The 18,246-nt window shown below is 34.3% G+C and carries 14 protein-coding genes; 2 read left to right on the top strand and 12 right to left on the bottom strand.

Features of this window, described 5'->3' with window-relative positions; translation table 11 throughout:
• Positions 1-7: 7 nt before the first annotated feature.
• The 5 genes from ssb to NE544_RS01730 form a co-directional block, all read right to left on the bottom strand.
• Positions 8-526 carry a single-stranded DNA-binding protein gene (gene ssb, locus NE544_RS01750; RefSeq protein WP_117572079.1) on the bottom strand — a complete coding sequence of 173 codons (519 nt, stop codon included), beginning with the start codon at positions 524-526 and terminating at the stop codon, positions 8-10.
• Between the two features lie 16 nt (positions 527-542).
• Positions 543-836, bottom strand: a complete 294-nt coding sequence (gene rpsF, locus NE544_RS01745) for a 30S ribosomal protein S6 (RefSeq protein ID WP_117572080.1) — start codon at positions 834-836, stop codon at positions 543-545.
• A 106-nt stretch (positions 837-942) separates the two neighbouring features.
• The gene (locus tag NE544_RS01740) at positions 943-2,166 is read right to left on the bottom strand and encodes an NUDIX domain-containing protein (RefSeq protein ID WP_256268117.1); all 1,224 of its coding nucleotides are present in this window, start codon (positions 2,164-2,166) and stop codon (positions 943-945) included.
• Positions 2,163-3,419, bottom strand: a complete 1,257-nt coding sequence (locus NE544_RS01735; protein ID WP_256268116.1) for a 2-hydroxyacyl-CoA dehydratase — start codon at positions 3,417-3,419, stop codon at positions 2,163-2,165. Before NE544_RS01735 ends, NE544_RS01740 begins: the two co-directional genes overlap by 4 nt.
• 2 nt (positions 3,420-3,421) lie before the next feature.
• On the bottom strand, positions 3,422-6,340 hold the full coding sequence (locus tag NE544_RS01730; protein ID WP_256268115.1) for an acyl-CoA dehydratase activase: 2,919 nt from the start codon (positions 6,338-6,340) through the stop codon (positions 3,422-3,424).
• Between the two features lie 210 nt (positions 6,341-6,550).
• On the opposite strand from NE544_RS01730, the gene NE544_RS01725 reads away from it, so the two are divergent.
• Entirely contained in the window at positions 6,551-7,786 is a 1,236-nt protein-coding gene (locus tag NE544_RS01725; RefSeq protein WP_256268114.1) for an MFS transporter, read from the top strand.
• A gap of 30 nt (positions 7,787-7,816) precedes the next feature.
• On the opposite strand, the gene NE544_RS01720 is transcribed toward NE544_RS01725, so the two are convergent.
• The 3 genes from NE544_RS01720 to NE544_RS01710 all read right to left on the bottom strand — a co-directional run bounded on the left by NE544_RS01720 (position 7,817) and on the right by NE544_RS01710 (position 12,268).
• Entirely contained in the window at positions 7,817-8,776 is a 960-nt protein-coding gene (locus NE544_RS01720) for a helix-turn-helix domain-containing protein (RefSeq protein ID WP_256268113.1), read from the bottom strand.
• Between the two features lie 124 nt (positions 8,777-8,900).
• On the bottom strand, positions 8,901-11,975 hold the full coding sequence (locus NE544_RS01715; protein ID WP_256268112.1) for an ATP-binding protein: 3,075 nt from the start codon (positions 11,973-11,975) through the stop codon (positions 8,901-8,903).
• A 71-nt stretch (positions 11,976-12,046) separates the two neighbouring features.
• On the bottom strand, positions 12,047-12,268 hold the full coding sequence (locus NE544_RS01710) for a DUF3955 domain-containing protein (protein WP_256268111.1): 222 nt from the start codon (positions 12,266-12,268) through the stop codon (positions 12,047-12,049).
• 126 nt (positions 12,269-12,394) lie between these two features.
• Between NE544_RS01710 and NE544_RS01705 the strand changes: the two genes are divergently transcribed.
• The gene (locus tag NE544_RS01705) at positions 12,395-12,619 is read left to right on the top strand and encodes a Lar family restriction alleviation protein (RefSeq protein WP_117571665.1); all 225 of its coding nucleotides are present in this window, start codon (positions 12,395-12,397) and stop codon (positions 12,617-12,619) included.
• A 30-nt stretch (positions 12,620-12,649) separates the two neighbouring features.
• Here the strand turns inward: NE544_RS01705 and NE544_RS01700 are convergent, their stop codons facing one another.
• The 4 genes from NE544_RS01700 to fba form a co-directional block, all read right to left on the bottom strand.
• The gene (locus NE544_RS01700) at positions 12,650-14,017 is read right to left on the bottom strand and encodes an MATE family efflux transporter (RefSeq protein ID WP_256268110.1); all 1,368 of its coding nucleotides are present in this window, start codon (positions 14,015-14,017) and stop codon (positions 12,650-12,652) included.
• Between the two features lie 45 nt (positions 14,018-14,062).
• Positions 14,063-15,331: a UDP-N-acetylglucosamine 1-carboxyvinyltransferase gene (locus tag NE544_RS01695; RefSeq protein WP_118114308.1), complete on the bottom strand. Its 1,269-nt coding sequence runs from the start codon at positions 15,329-15,331 to the stop codon at positions 14,063-14,065.
• Positions 15,332-15,421: 90 nt separating this feature from the next.
• Positions 15,422-17,275, bottom strand: coding sequence for a S9 family peptidase (locus NE544_RS01690; RefSeq protein WP_256268109.1), 1,854 nt, complete (start codon positions 17,273-17,275; stop codon positions 15,422-15,424).
• 62 nt (positions 17,276-17,337) lie between these two features.
• Positions 17,338-18,207 (bottom strand): class II fructose-1,6-bisphosphate aldolase, encoded by an 870-nt coding sequence (fba, locus tag NE544_RS01685; RefSeq protein WP_227993864.1) that lies wholly within the window; start codon positions 18,205-18,207, stop codon positions 17,338-17,340.
• Between the last annotated feature and the right edge of the window lie 39 nt (positions 18,208-18,246).

The raw sequence follows: 18,246 nt of genomic DNA, 5'->3' as shown, positions 1-18,246 counted from the left end.
TTCCTTTCTAGAATGGTAGATCATCACTAGCAATATCTAGTGAATCATCTGCATTGAATGTTGAATCAAATGCGTTATTTGTATTCTGCACAGGATTTGAATATGGATTTTGATTATATCCATTCTGTGCAGGAGCAGCATATGTATTTTGAGCAAAACCTTGATTCATTCCATAATCCTGGCTTGGAGCTGAATAACCTGATTGTGCATTTTTAGGTTCTAAGAATTGAACACTTTCTGCGACAACCTCTGTAACATATACCCTTTGTCCTTGTTGATTGTCATAAGAACGAGTTTGAATACGTCCTTCTAAACCAATCAATGAACCTTTGTGTAAATACTGTGTCATTAAATCAGCTGTTTTATTCCAAGCAACACAGTTAATAAAATCTGCATCTGGCTGTCCTTGTGTTGAAACACGACGACCAACTGCCATTGTGAATGAGCAAACACTTGTTCCACTTTGCGTTTTACGTAATTCAGGATCACGTGTCAAACGCCCAACCAATACTACTCGATTAATCATATTTATTTAACCTCGATTATTTTTCGCCTTCAGTTTTAACAACCATAACACGAATTACATTGTTGCTGATACGAGACAAACGTTGGAATTCGAAAACTCCTGCATTATTTGCAGTTACATTGATAACTACATAGTGTCCCTTTTTCATGTGATCGATTTCGTAAGCGAATTCTTTCACACCCCAGTCATCTACTTTGTCAATTGAACCACCGTTTTCAGTGATTGTTGCATGTAAACGATCTGAAACTGTTTTGAACGCTGCATCATCTAAAGATGCATTCACAATGTACATAATTTCATATTTTTTCATGTGTACACCTCCCTTTGGTCTTTTTGGCTTCTTACGAAGCAGAGAACAGGCATAAACCTGCTTAGTTATTATAACAAAAAAAGACTTTGCTTGTAAACCACAAAGTCTAATATTTTTTTAATTGATATTGAGCATTATAGTAAAGCTCATTATATTTTGTTCCTTCAAACACTTCTAGAACATCATTTAAACCTGAAATCAACTTATAATCATGAATATTTGACAGTGGAATCCACTTTGATTCTTCATTTTCAATTCCATTAAACACATTTGTTTTATATAAGAAAACAATATGTCTGCAATTATCACTCGAGATAAATTGTTTTGTTCCACACAAACATAACTGTTCAACATTTAAACCAGTTTTTTCTTTCACATCACGCATTGCTGATTGTACAAATGATTCACCAAGTTCAATATGACCAGTTGGCAATGTATATCCATTTGGATTTTTGCTATTTTGAACTAACACATTACCCTTTTCATCCTGAATCATAACCATATTTGTTAATTCGCAATATTCAGCTTGCTTATTCGCATTTAATCGTCTTCTTTCAAGTGCTAATTTACCATCCGCTACAATATTACGAATTTCTGTAGAAATACGACGTTCTGGGAAAGCTTTTGAAATATGTTTTTTTGCTTCTAAAGAGAAGTTGTCCAAACTGCTTTGGAATTCTTCTATACGCTGGGATAAATCAGGACGAGACAACATCCATTCTTGGAAAGCTTCTTGCGCTTCTTGAACACGCAATTGACTTTCGGCTTCGAAATCCTTTTTGAAAGCTTCCATTTGAACTTGTACTTTCTGGAATACTTGTTTGCGACGAAGTAAGGCAAGTACAGTAAATACACAGTCGATACCAAATCCAATTGTAAAAGCTGATAAAAAACTCATCAATGCCGTAAAAGGAATATCCATTACGATATCTTGAATTACAGGATGAATGATATAAACCACCACAATAGACATAATGCCAAATAAAGTGGAATTCAACAAACATACGCGCCCATTAATATTCATAAATCTTTCCGAATAATCCCACCATCTTGTTTTAAATAAAATTTCCATTACCCAACTTGTAATATATTCCAAAGCACTCGTAATAATGACACCTAAAACAAACACAAGTATAGGATAATCTTTCACAAACAATAAAGGATATAAAACCAGTAAAGCACCTACTCCATAGATTGGGCAATACGGACCATAAAAGAAGCCTCGGTTAATAAATTTCTTTGCGGGAATTCCACAATATAAATCTTCACAAACCCAACCTAAAAAGGCATACAAAACAAAGTAGGCATAGGCATATACAAATTCCATCATATACTTGCCTTCATTTCTTCACTTAACTTGGCATTTGCCAACATCAATCGAATACGATTTTCCTGATTTACCTTTGATGCGCTTGGATCATAATCAATCGCAACAATATTCGCTTTCGGATATTCATCCTTAATCTTACGAACCATACCTTTGGCAACGATATGATTTGGCAGACAACCGAATGGCTGTGCACTAATCACATTAGTAACGTCAGATTTAATAAGTGAAACAACTTCACCTGTTAAAAGCCAACCTTCACCCATTTTTACACCTGGATCAATAAATGCTTTTCCGTTATCAATGACTTCACTAAAATCGTCTGGTGCAATAAAAGTGCCATCTTTTTTTACTATATCTCTAAATGTTTTCTGCATACGCATAATCACATCTTTTACTATATTGTATATATAGTGATTTTTTTCGTGCATATGATAATACTCATAATCAATAATTGAATTTTCTACACAATATAGCGCAAAATCCATGACGCCAGAAAGCACTGGTTCAAAGCCTTCTTCAATTAAATAATCTTCTAAGTGTTGATTACCTAATGGAGAATATTTCATATAAATTTCCCCAACAATTCCAATACGAATCTTTATCTGAGTACGATCTTGTGGAATCGCCTTAAACATTTCCAACATCTTTTTATAAATACGCTTTGATTGTTTATAAGATCCATGTTCAAACATTGGAATCAATTCATCAATAAACTGATTTACCGCCTTATCTGTAGCTCCTTTTTCAAGTTCATAAGGCTTCACCTGATTGCTTAACCACATTAAAGCATCACCATATAAAGCTCCATAAAGAATGCGAAGAATCAAAGGCATTGTAAATTCAACGCTACTACCTTTTTCTAGACCATTCGCATTGGCAGATAAACAAGGAATGTGTTGCCATCCTTCCATAGCCAAAGCTTTTCTCAATAAAGAAAGATAATTACTTGCACGACACCCTCCTGCCGTTTGTGTAATAGCACAGGCTACATGATCCATATCATATTTTCCACTTTTTAACGCATCAATCATCTGTCCAATAACCAACAACGCTGGATAACAAGTATCATTATGCACATGTGCTAAACCTTCTTCACGTACTTGCTCCCCTTCATTTGTCAAAACTTCTAATTTATATCCGCTTTTCGCAAAGACAGGTGTCAATAAGCGAAAGTGAATAGGAAGCATAGAAGGAACTAAAATTGTATAATCCTTCTTCATATCTGAATTAAATAATGTATATTCTAAACTCAATTTTAGACTCCTTTCTGTTGGCCAATTGCCTCTTTCAACGAACGCAAACGAATTTTTGCCGCACCTAAATTATCAATTTCATCAATTTTGATTTGAGTATAAAATTTATTTCCATCCTTTAATATATCTCGAACCTCATCACTTGTAATGGCATCAATACCACATCCAAAGCTTACAAGTTGAATCAAGTTCATATCTTTATTCTCAACTACATAATGTGCTGCTTGATAAAGTCTTGCATGATACGTCCATTGATTTAAAACATTCACTTTATGATTCTTTTGACGAGGGACACTTTCCTCACTAACAACCACAAAGCCAAGTTGTGTCAACAACTGATTCATTTGATGATTAATCAGTGGATCTAAATGATATGGGCGTCCACAAAGCACAATAATTGGATGATTGTTTTCGCGTGCATACGCTACAGCTTTTCGATGTTCCTTTACTAATTGTTCATGGAATGCTTCATACTCATTTGTAGCTGCATTTTTCGCAATAATAATATCTTTTTCGCTAAAATGAATACCCACCTTTTCAAAATGCATACGAATGGCCTTCGCAAAAGTCGCATCATGATCAAAATTAATGAATGGATATACAATTTTTGTCTTATCAAAATCCATATTGGCCGCAATCACTTCTGGATAGTAGGCAACCAATGGACAATTATAATGGTTATCCGATTGATGTTCATCTACATTATAGGTCATACATGGATAGAAAATCACATCCACACCTTTATCAATCAATTGTTGAATATGTCCGTGCACAACTTTAGCAGGAAAACATGCCGTATCACTAGGAATGCTTTGTTGTCCTGAATGATACATTTCTTTAGTACTAGGTGTTGACCACACAATTTCGTAGCCTAAACTATCAAAGAAACGCGTCCAGAAAGGCAATAAGTCATAGTTATTTAAAACTAAAGGCATACCAATTTTTTTATCATGTTTAAATTTTTTCTTTTGCGCATTCAACATGTCCGTTTTGATTTTGTATAAGTCTGGTAATTCTTCCTTCTTTGTGTCTAAATTATGCACCATTTTTTCACATTTGTTTCCTGCAACTAAGCGTGTTCCATCATTGAATGTATTAATTGTCAATGAACAATGATTGTTGCAGCCTTGGCAAGCAACAGATTGTGATTTATGCGTAAATTTAACTAGTTGTTCATAATTCAAAATATTGCTTCTTGTTCGATGTAATTTTTTCGCATATAAAGCTGCTCCATAAGCCCCCATTAAAGGTGCAATGCTTGGTCGAATGACTTCAAGTCCAAGTTCTTGTTCAAAACAACGAAGTACAGAATCATTTTGGAAAGTTCCACCTTGCACAACGATATGCTTTCCAATATCGTCCTTATTTTTTGCACGAATAACTTTATATAACGCATTCTTTACAACAGATTTACAAAGTCCAGCCGAAATATCTTCAATACTTGCCCCATTCTTTTGGGCTTGTTTAACCCCTGAATTCATAAACACTGTACAACGAGTTCCTAAATCAACAGGGTGTTTCGATTTTAATCCAAGTGTCGCAAATTCTTTTGCATCATACCCCAATGATTTTGCGAACGTTTCAATAAATGAACCACATCCACTTGAACAAGCTTCATTCAATACAATATCATCAATGTGTCCATCACGAATTTTAAAACACTTAATATCCTGCCCACCAATATCTAGAATGTAATCTACTTCTGGATTGAAAGATCGAGCAGCTGTATAGTGTGCCATTGTTTCAACGATTCCACCATCCAAATGGAAAGCATGACGCATTAATTCTTCGCCATAACCTGTCGCATAGGATCCATAGATTTTAATATTTGGATTTGTTTCATAAATTTTCTTTAAATCCCCTAATACAACATCCAATGGATTTCCCTTATTTGATGTATAAGAATCATATAGAATTGCATCGTTTTCATCGAGTAAAACGAGTTTTGTGGTCGTTGAACCCGAATCAATTCCTAAATAAGCTTTACCTGCATAATTTTTTAAATCTGCATACTTCGCATCATGTGATTTATGACGTTCAATAAATTTTTGATAGTCTTCTTCACTTTCAAACAAAGGTTTTGATTCAGTTAATTTAGCCGGTGCATGCACCAAATCTTCTAAAGCCTTATACAATTCATCATATGTATATTCTTGATCTGCACAAATGGCAGTTCCTAAAGCCACAAAGTTAATGGCTGTGTCAGGACAATTTACTTGTACATCACTTAACTTTAAAGTTTCAACAAATCGATTTCTTAATCCACTCATAAAGTAAAGTGGTCCGCCTAAAAACAGAATGTTTCCTTCAATTTTTCTTCCCTGTGCTAGTGAAGTAATGGTTTGATCCACTACTGCCTGAAAAATACTGGCACATAAATCACATTTATCCACACCCTGATTGATCAATGGCTGAATATCTGTTTTCGCAAACACACCACAGCGAGATGCGATGGGATATAAACGATGATAGTTTAAACTAGCTTCATTCATTTCTTCCAAAGACATATTTAATAAGGTAGCCATTTGATCAATAAAAGCTCCTGTACCCCCAGCACAAGTTGAATTCATTCGTTGTTCTACACTTCCTTGAAAGAAAAGAATTTTCGCATCTTCTCCACCAAGTTCGATAGCACAATCTGTTCCCGGGTATAATTTACTAACTCCAGTCGCACTTGCAAATACTTCTTGAACAAAAGGCAATTCTCCTTGTTCGCTTAATCCTAAAGCCCCTGATCCGCTGATTGCGAATTTAAATGGTTCTTTTGTATATTTCTTTAATTCTACTAATTTATCTAAAGCTTTTTGACGCACTTGCGCCTTGTGCCTTTCATAACTTTTATAACAGATTTGGTTATTTTCATCTAAAACAACTGCTTTGATTGTTGTACTTCCAATGTCGAATCCTATACGATAACCCATAATCTCCTCCATTTTATTTTATTATCAGTATTATTATACTCATTTTTCATTTATTTTCATGTATTCAAATGAAAATAACGACAACTTACAAAATATGTTCACTTTGTTGTAGATTATTCGAGACAAAACATATATCATTAAATTAACGAATAGTTAACATGTTCAATACATGGGATTGTTATAATTATTTTTGGAAAGTTGGTAAATCAAATGAAAAACAAATTAACAAAACTTGAATTCAAGTGGATTTGTTACGACATGGGAAACTCTGCCTTTATTTTATTAGTCGCGACAATTCTTCCTATCTATTTTAATTATCTTTCAAGCTCACAAGGTGTAGCCGAACACAACTACCTAAGTTATTGGAGCTATGCAGCAAGTCTTTCAACATTAATTGTTGCACTTGCTGGTCCAATTCTTGGAACACTGGCTGACTATAAAGATCACAAGAAAAAAATCTTCTTAACTTGTGCAATGCTAGGTGCATTAGCCCTTGCATGTTTTTGGATTCCAAGTTCTTGGTTTGCATTTCTAGTCCTATTTATTGCTGCCAAAGTTGCCTATTCTTTATCTTTGATCGTATATGATTCAATGCTTACAGACATTACTACAGAAGAAAGAATGGATGCCGTAAGTTCAAAAGGTTATGCATGGGGATATATCGGTAGTGTTGTTCCATTTATTATTAGTTTAGTCTTTGTATTAATGTATGACAAAATGGGAATGACATTAAAGACAGCCATGATGATCGCATTCATCTTAAATGCTGTATGGTGGATTGCCTTTACACTTCCTTTAGTAAAAAGCTACAAACAAAAATACTATATTGAACCAGAAGCACATCCTGCATTAGATACATTTGCTCGTTTGAAAGACACTTTAATGAAGGCAAAAGAACAAAAGAAAGTCTTCTTATTCTTATTTGCATTCTTCTTCTACATCGATGGTGTTTATACAATTATTGATATGGCTACCGCCTACGGAACAAGTTTAGGATTAAATACAACTGGTCTTCTATTAGCTTTATTATTGACGCAAATTGTTGCCTTCCCCGCAAGTTTAACATTCGCTGTATTATCCAAAACAAAAGATACGGCTTCATTGATTAAGGTTGCGATCATCGCATACTTCTTAATTGCTTTATTTGCCGTACAATTGGATAAACAATGGGAATTCTGGATATTAGCGGTTGCGGTTGGATGTTTCCAAGGTGGTATTCAAGCTTTATCTAGATCATACTTTGCAAAAATCATTCCAGAAAATGCCAGTGGTGAATACTTCGGACTATTTGATATCTGTGGTAAAGGTGCTAGCTTTTTAGGAACTATGTTGATTGGTGTTGTAACACAGATTACGGGTAAACAAAACTTAGGTGTTGCCGCTATCTCCATCATGTTTGTGATTGGATATCTGATCTTTAATAAAGTATCTAAAATGGACGACTAAAAAAGATTGTACAAGTAACGTACAATCTTTTTATTTATCTAATTTCATGACCATTCTTATAATTCCATACATGGCTGCATATAAGACAGCTGCAACAGGCCAGATAATATAGGTGATATCCCATTGTTTTGTCCATAAGCTCCAACCAAGATAAACAGCTGTTACAAGACACCAATATGCACCCGTGAATGTTTCCGTTTTCTTCTTTGCGAGCTTTTCTTTTTTCGTAAAGTCACCTTCTTGCAGCAATGTATCATAGCTACTTTTTATTGTGGAAACACGAATTAGAATATTCACGCCAATGGAAACCAAAATTAGTAATACAGCTAAACATAATGTACACACATAATCAGATGTTTCCATGCAACCTGCAATGATCAACGGAATTACCGATAGGATACATAGAACAACACCACATGCTAGACAGAAAGAATAATGTTCTTGATAGCTTTGATTCTTTTCTTTGATAAGTCCTGTTACACCATATTCTGTTTCAAAGGGTTCTTGTTCCAAATATTGTAAAGGGCTCAATTTAATTCCTATTTTAATGAAGATAAATACTGCAAGTGCAACCATACCTAATAATGTGGTACACGCAATTCCAATGGCTAAGCCATTATTGAAAGTTGAAACTAGAAATAAAGGAATTGGACTTAGGATACATAATGTTGTCGCATTCGCAAGCATAGGTGCTGCTTTTTTCTTTTCATTCATATATGCATTTGCTTCTTCCATACTCATACGATGTAATTCACAATCTGTATCGCATATTGTCTCTGTATTTTCTTTTTCAACTTCATCTTTTAACAAGTAATCTGTACGCACTCCAAATAAGTCAGCCAACTGAATGATCTTTTTTAAATCTGGAATTGCTCCTGCACTTTCCCATTTTGAAACCGATTGTCTGGATACGCCTAGTTTTTGTGCCAAATCTTCTTGTGTCCATCCATTCTTTTTTCTTTCTTCAATTATTTTATCAGCTAGAATCATAGTTCTTCCTCCTTAGCCAAAGTTTACTAAAATTTGCAGTTGCATTCCACCAACAAGACTTGTCAATTTATCAATTTACAGTTGCATATACTAGAAAAGACTTGAATTCAAATCAAGTCTTTATCTATGCCACATATTTACTTAATATATGATTAAGCTTTTGTTCATCAATTGGTTTTGAGATCGAATCATTCATAATCGTTTGATTCATACTATATTCTGATTGCGCACTCATGGCGACAATTGGAATGGATGGATTGATTTTACGAATGCATTTAGCAGCTTCATCCCCATTCATTTTTGGCATCATAATATCCATCAAAATCAAAGAATACTTATTTGGTTGTTCCTTAACTTTTTCAACTGCTTCTAATCCATTCCATGCCTTATCTACATTGGCATGTACGGCATTCAAGTAAAACTCAGCCACTTCCATATTGATTTCATTATCTTCTACTAAAAGAATTCTTTTATCCTTTAAATCCAATTTTGAAGTATCTTGTTTTGCAGTATTGGATGTATCCAATTGATAAGCAAGAATGACCTTAATTTGTGTACCTACACCCACTTCACTTTTGACTTCAATACTTCCGCCAAGCTTATCCACTAAGCCTTTCACAATCGACATACCTAAACCAGTTCCTTCATATCTTGTTCTGGCATCTTGTTTAGCTTGTGAAAACGGCGTAAACAAGTGATTCTCAATATAATCTTCACTCATACCAATTCCTGTGTCTTTGATTTCAAACTCAAATGTAGCTTGTAAATCATCACTAGACACTTCTCGAACAAATGCATCAATCGTACCATTCGGTTTGTTGTACTTAATGGCATTCGTTAATAGATTTACAAGAATTCTTCTAAGTTGTAATGCATCTCCAATTAAATGCGTATGGACTACATTCTCCATATGCTTGTGATATGTAATATTTTGAAGTGATACTTGGGCATCAATCAAACTATTCAATTCTTCAACCATATAATTTAAATCAAATGGCTCATTCACAATCTCCATATGATCTGATTCTAATTTAGACATATTCAAAACATCTTCAACCAATTCATTTAAGTGTTTTGTCAAAACTTCCATCTTATTTAAAGAATCATCCAACTTATCCATATCACCCCAGTTTTTACGTATAATCTGCATCATACCTAAAATACCATTGATTGGCGTACGAATATCATGGCTCATACGATTCATAAAATCAGTTTTAGCTTTACTTTCTAAATCTACTTTTTGATATGCTAGTTGTAACTTTTTCTTTTCTCTATCTTCTTTCTCATGAAATGCCGATGTATTTCTGAACAAAATAATAGCACGTACTATATTACGTTCCTTTTGAATATCTATATCATAAATAACATCTTCACTCATCAATATCATTTCTTGAATCCAGATCACACCTTGATTTGGCATTTGAATCTGATATTCAACCGTAACATGTTTGTCCCCTGCTCTATATCGATTTAAAAGGCTTTGACTCGATTCAACAACGCTAAAGCTTCCCAAACAATCCTCTAACACATTCGCTTTTATTTGTTTAAAATATGCATTATAATCACATGGTAAATTCGGCTTTTTATCTGCACACATATAATTGTCGTAAATACCATCGATTTGATTCTGCGTTAAATTCACGGAGAAAATTGATTGTGCCATTGCCATCAAAGCTTCAATATAATGATCGTTTTCTAAAATAGATTGTTTCAACTGATCATAATAACGCATCAATTGTTGCTTCTCATCCATTTCAATTGTGTCATAATAAATTTTAAAGCCTAACGCAAAATGATGCAGATGATTCTTTTCATCGCTATCTAAATAAACGGCTATAATTTTCCCTTTTAATTTTGTACGCTTAATTTGATGACAATATGAAATTTCTAATACAGGATTTTCCTTTGTGAGACACTCATTTAAATAGTCAAGCTGTAACACATGACGATACTCTTCCTTCTTATTCTCTTCAAACAATTCATTTAGAATTTGCTCAACTGCACCCGAATAGATGCCATCTTCTGCTAAGAAAAAGGAATAGCTAGCCCGTAAAGTAAAATATGCATCGATTTTGGCATCACAATAAATACAATCCGAAAAATTATACCCTTTATCTTTTAATTGTTGTATAACACGAAGAATCAAATCACGTTTTTCTGTAGCCTCATTGATTTTCGCCTGGTTTTTATCAATATACATATTTTTATCCGCCTGACAAAATAACTCACGCATTGTTAATTTTGAAAAATCATTTGAATACGCAAAACCAGTCGCATAACTTAATGGAATTTCTGAACATTTAGCACATTCTTTTTTGATATTTTCTAAATTTCTTTTTACATCTTCCTTTGTCACATTTTTAAAAAAGGCAATGAATTCATCACCGCCACAGCGACCTACAAATTGATTTTCATCCACACCGTTACGAAGACTTTTCGCAAACGAGTTGATATATAAATCCCCTCTTTCATGTCCTTGTTGATTGTTGATGATTCTAAGATTATTTAAATCAAACACACAGATTGCCATATTTTGTTCAGCTTCTAAAGTTAAAATCTCTTCACACTTATTTTTATTTGGCAATCCTGTTGCTTCATCTAAATAAACTTTGTTCTTTAACTCACGATTTACTTTTGCATAACGCAAAGCCTTGATAAGCTCATATAAAATCATAAAGATGAGAATTACAATATCAATGATTGTCAACGCTTCAAATTGTCCTAAGCGTGTTGCGATTCTTTGTGCATATGTTTCTGCAAGCCCTGTGGCCACATCACATAGAGAAAAGAAAGTTTCACTCTTTTGAATAATATTCGTATTCTCATATCCAACTTGTCGAACAAGATCAATTTCTTGTTTTAAAGTATCAAAATACGCATCTAATTCTTCCATCTTTGCCTGAAAAGCCTTATCATCTAAAGATACTAAATCTAGTTCTTCACTACCAAAACGAAGTCCTTTTATATAGCCTTCCACATCCGCAATCATTTCATCTTGTGGCATTCCTGCATCTTCCAATTTAATAATTTGCTGTGTTTTTCCACGAACTAATCCTGCATAATTGACAACACGAGCCGTTCCTTGAATACGTGATACCATCAAAATGATGATTAAAATCAGTACAATCAAAAGACTGGTTAATGCCGTCATTAAAAAACGTATCATTTTTGAAATATGTTTTTTCCGTCTATCTTTCATACAATTATTCCTTATATACTTATTGTATTAAGAAAATGAAATTATCACAAGAAAATAATAAAAGGACAAACCTAACGATTCATCCTCTTATTGATCCATACTATGATCCAAATGCCAATGCCAATACACACTAAAGCTAAACCAATCAGCATTAAAGCAGTACCATCATGCATCATACCATCATATCCTACATATGCGTTTATTTTCCCCTTTAAAAGCAAGAAAACAGTTCCTGCAATCAAAAATAAATTCGCAACAAATGCAGGTGTAAAGACACGATCCTTTTGATCCATAATAACATCCCCTTATTGTTACCGATGTATTATATCATTTCATTCCTTTATTAAACCTTAAATTTCTCTTAACTTTCTTAGCATTTGATTGTACAATAGATAAGAATAAAAGAAGGAAGGATTCTTATGCAAAACATTGATGAATTAGTTGATTTACACGAATGCCCTCTATGTGAAGGTGGTTCGATTCTAGAAGAAGAAGGAAACGGATTCTATGCACAATGCATGGATTGTGGCTGCTATACAGTTCATGTTGATTATAAAAACGAAGAAGATCGTTTAGAAGCTGCTAAAAGAGCCGCTGAATTATTTAATACAGGTAAAGTATTAAAATCAAATCCTGGTGAATAAGAAAATGAGTGGAAATTCCACTCAATTTTTTTATTTAACTGAATTTTGATCTAACCACTTACCTCGAACCATACGAATAAAGAATATAATACCCCTAAATACCAGTTCGAAAGTCATTGTAGCCCATACACCAATAACACCATATCGCTTTGTGAAAATAATAATTGGTAAAACACGCATTCCCCACATGCTCAACGCATTTAGAACAAAAGGACGTTTACTATCTCCAGCCCCACGTAATGCCCCCATGACTACAATACTAATCGCAAATAACGGTTCAGAAAAAGAAACAATTCTTAAGCACTCACTAGCTCCATTAATAACTTCTTGACTATTCGTTAGTGTTGAAGCCAAAAATGGTGCAAACACAAACATGATAACACTCATAAATATCACTAGAGCAAAAGATAATAAGGTTGTTAAATACGCAAATCGTTTTGCCATATCCTTTCGATTGGCCCCAATACTTTGTCCAACCAATGTAGTTGCAGCACCACCAATTCCATAAGCTGGCAAATAACATAATCCTTCTGCTGAAACAGCCACATAATTAATAGCCACACTGATTGCACCCATCCCTGAAACGACACCCGTCATCACAACTTGAGCTAAAGATAGTGTCACTCTTTCAAGACCTGCTGGAATTGAAAGATTCACTACATTCTTCAAGATAGCTTTATCAAATTTCCACGATTCATCACCTAGAAGTCGTAATGATTTTTCCTTTTTGACTACAATATACATTAAGATAAAGCCTACAACCAATTGCGCCATTCCCGTTCCTAGTGCAGCTCCGGCAACGCCTAAATTTAGTATATAAATAAAGAAATAGTTAAAAATAACATCAAATACACACATTGAAATATTCATAAGACTTGGAAGCACGGCATTCCCTGAACATCTTAACATTCCTGAATGTAACATCGCCATCATATTAAATGGAATAAAAGCACCTACTATTGCCAAATATAAAGTGGCATCTCTACAAATTGATGGGTCTGCCCCCAATAATTTTGGCAAATAAAAACTGGATGCTACCACAACTGATGCCATACATAAACCAAAGATAATATTAAAGAGAATCGACTGACATACTACCTGTCTTGCCAATTTATTTTTACCAGCCCCTAAATATTGAGCTACCTGCACTGAAAAACCTAATACCGCAGCTGTACAAATTCCTCCAAAAAGCCATGTTGTACTGGCAACAACACCAATGGCTGCCGTAGCCTTATAACCTAGTGATCCAACCATAGCTGTATCAATATAACTCATGGCCGTTCCAACTAATTGTTCTAATATTGCAGGCACAGATAATAAAATGACGATTTTTAATTGATCTTTGAATTCTATTTTTTTATTTTCGCGCATTTGCGCTGTTATTTCCATCATGTTCATAAGATGATTATACAAAGAAAAAAGATGTATGTCACCATACACCTTTTAATCTTCTACCTCTTCACGCCACATTTTGGCTCCTAAATGAGCTAACTTTCCGTCCAAGTTATCATAACCACGATCAATGTGATAAATATCATGGATTTCTGTCACACCATCAGCCATTAAAGCTGCAATGACAAGCCCAGCACCACAACGAAGATCTGTTGCAGTTACTTTAGAACCATGTAACTTTGTCTTCCCGTTGATAAACGCACTTGGTGTGTGTACATCAATGTCAGCACCCATCTTATTTAACTCTGCACAATGTTTGAAACGTTCTGTATAAATTGTTTCTGTTACTACAGATTGGCCTTCACATTGTGTTAATAATACAGTAAATGGTTGTTGAACATCTGTGGCAAAGCCTGGATATGGTTTTGTCAAGATTTCTGTACGTTTCAAAGGTTTATCTGTTTTAAATACATGAATAAAATCCGAACCAACTTCCATATTGATTCCCACTTCTTGAAGTTTCATAACAATGGCTTCCAAGTGTTGAGGAATAATATTTTCGATGCGCATGTCATTGGCCATAGCGGCTGCCATAATCACATAAGTTGCTGCTTCAATACGATCTGGAATGATTTCATGAATACAGCCCTTTAAATATTCAACACCATCAATCACAAGAGTACTTGTCCCCATACCATGAATTCTAGCACCCATTTTATTTAATAATGTTGCGATATCAATAATTTCAGGCTCACGTGCGGCATTTTCAATAACCGTTCTACCTTTTGCGTAAACAGCTGCCATCATAATGTTGATTGTAGCTCCTACACTCGAAATATCTAAGAAAATATTTGTTCCTTTTAATTCTTTCGCATCCAATATATAACATCCATTTTCATATTGAATATTTGCACCCAAAGCCTCAAACCCTTTTAAGTGCAAATCAATAGGTCTTGGACCTAAGTAACATCCACCAGGCATCTTAATTTCTGCATGCCCAAATTTTCCTAACAAAGCTCCCATAAAATAGTAGCTTGCTCTTAATTTAGAAACAGCTTTAGATACCATAGGAATATTTTCCATATGAGTAGGATCTATATATAATGTTTCTTCATCTCGTTTTTCAACATAAACACCAAGTTCATTTAATAAAACGATCAAAGACTGTACATCTGAAATATTAGGTACACCATAAATTGTAACCGGCTCATTTCCTAAAACACATGCTGGAATTAAAGCCACAGTCGCATTCTTTGAACCACTAATACGTACTGTTCCATTTAAATCATGTCCACCTTCAATTTTAATGACTTTTTCCATTCATTTTCCCCCATTTCAAGGTAATGCCTATCTATTATAGCCTATTCAATCCGGATAATCTAGAAAAATATTGTAAATTCCAAAAGCCATCTATTTTAAATGTTTTTCCATCCAATTTGTGATTTCATTTAAACGACGCAAACGATGTTGAGGAAGTCCCGTACGTGATAAATCATGATTTTCACCATGGAACAAGCACATGCGAGCTTCAATATTCTGATCTAATAAAGCATTCAACATTTGTAGGCCTTCACAAAGTGGACAACGATAATCCTCATCAGAGTGAATAAACAATGTTGGTGTTTTCACATTACGTGCATATTTCAATGGTGAATGCCACCACAATTTTTCTGGATTTTCATCATATGTAGCAGATTGTTGATCTTGTGCAAAGTATGGTCCAATATCACTTGTCTGAGAGAATGAGATCCAGTTGGCAATACTTCTTTGACTAGCAGCACACGCAAAACGATCTGTATGACCAATGATCCAGTTTGTCATAAATCCACCATAGCTTCCACCAGTTACACCAACTCTGCTTGAATCAATTTGAGGATATGTTTCTAAGACTTTATCTGTAAACTGCATCAATTCATCATAATCAATCGTTCCATATTTTCCACGGATGTCCATAAATTCATTGCCACGTCCATCTGATCCATGAATATTACAGAAGAATACAAAGTATCCCTTACTTGCCCATACTTGCATTTCATGATAGAACACTTTTCCATATACTGTTTTAGGTCCACCATGAATATCTAAAATAGCCGGATATTTTTTTGTTTCATCATAATCTTTAGGCAATAATACCCATCCTGTTAAATCTTCACCAAAATTAACTTCTACAGGATCTGCCACATATGTATCTTCCATTTTATTAAAATCAGATAATTGAACGGCTTTACCATCTACAACTTTATACAATTGTTGAAGACTTGCCACATCAGCTCCAATAAAATATAATGTGTCATCTTCAAATGCGAAAGATTGAATTGTTCCTGACCATTCAAATACAAGTTCAATGTTTCCATTTTCTAATTTATACAAATTGTTGTGATCATAGATCGTAGAAACAAAATATAACGCATCTTTATTTACTAGAGTCGCATTACCTGCAACTAAAGCACAATCTGTACCTACACTGTTTCCAACACATTCTTGCCAATCAGCAATTAAATTAAAGTCTTGATCAAAGAATTTTGGATTCTCATTCAAACCATATTTTTCATGTGTGCTTGCGATAAGAACCAATTTACCATCCATAAAATCAAAACTTTGGATACTTCTTTCCTTAGCATCTACAACTGTACTTACAGAGCCATCATATTTATAAAGATTTTCATATAAAGCTTGTTTTCTTGTCCAATTTTGTCCTGTATAATACAAAGCACCATCATGAATCTTTGCGTTTGACACATCAAAAGTACCTTCTGTAACGCAAACAAGTTCTTTTGTGTCTAAATTATATGTATATAAATGCGTACGATGTTTATTGGTGATTCCCTGACCATTCATATAGAAAGGAATCTCATCAAACACTTCATAATCACTTTCTTCTTCAACAAGTTTTTCTTTAGTCATAAAAGCCAAAGTATTCTCGTTTAAATATCCCAAAACATTCATTCCTGGTTTATCAAAGCGAGCAATTTCTTTGGCTTCTCCACCATTCAATGCCAAACGATATAAAGATGTAGATTTTTCAATATTCTTACGATTTCCACAGAATAGAACCGAATTTTCATTTTCAATATAAAACCCTGCTTCTTTTCCAAAAGAAGTTAAATCATATACTTTATCGTCCTTTACGCATTTTAAAGTATATTCATAAGCATTGTCTTTTTCAGCTGCTACTCCATCAACAAAGACTTTTACTCCATCTTTCACTTTTAAATTTCCATAAAAGTGATAAGACAATAAATCATTAATTTCAACTGACTTCATATATTTCCCCTCCAAATTATGCAAAAAGCAGGCTTAAAGCCTGCTTTATTTAAAAACTTTAATTATTCAGCTTTTCCAGCAGAACCAAAGAAGTTTTCCATCATTTCTTTACATAATGCTGTGATTGCATCAGCACCTGGTTTTAATAATTTACGTGGATCGTATCCTTTTCCTTCTTGGTCTTTTCCAGCTTCGATGTATTTACGAGTTGCTTCAGCAAATACTAACTGACATTCAGTATTAACGTTAACTTTAGAAACACCTAATGTGATAGCTTTTTGAACTTGTTCACGAGGGATTCCTGAACCACCGTGTAATACTAATGGTTTTCCGTTTGTTACGTTTTGGATTTCTTCTAAACGATCAAAGTTTAATCCAGCCCAGTTTGCAGGATATTTACCGTGGATATTTCCGATACCAGCTGCTAAGAAGTCTACACCTAAGTCAGCGATAGTTTTACATTCTTGAGGGTCAGCTAATTCACCAGCAGATATGACACCGTCTTCTTCTCCACCGATTCCACCAACTTCACATTCAATTGATAATCCTTTTGAGTGTGCTAAGGCGATCATTTCTTTTGATTTTTCTAAGTTTTCTTCAAATGCATAGTGAGAACCATCGAACATTACAGAAGTAAATCCTGCTTCGATAGCAGCTTTTGCACCTTCATATGAACCGTGGTCCAAGTGTAAAGCTACAGGAACTGTAATTCCCATTGCATCGTGGATTTCTTTTACCATAGCAGCAACTGTTTTGAAACCACACATGTATTTAGCAGCACCTTCAGATACTCCTAACATAACTGGTGATTTAGCTTCTTCAGCAGCAGCTAAGATAGCTTTTGTCCATTCCAAGTTATTGATGTTGAAAGCACCAATCGCATAGTGCCCTTCGTGAGCTTTGTTGATCATTTCAGTAGCAGATACTAACATTACTCTATTCCTCCTTTAAACATTTCTGTCATAACTATT

The organism is Holdemanella sp. MSK.7.32, from assembly GCF_024460475.1.
In the GTDB taxonomy this organism is placed as follows: Bacteria; Bacillota_I; Bacilli_A; order Erysipelotrichales; family Erysipelotrichaceae; genus Holdemanella.
The sequence above is the reverse complement of the archived record's forward strand: the minus strand, read 5'-3'. Positions and strand labels throughout refer to the sequence as shown.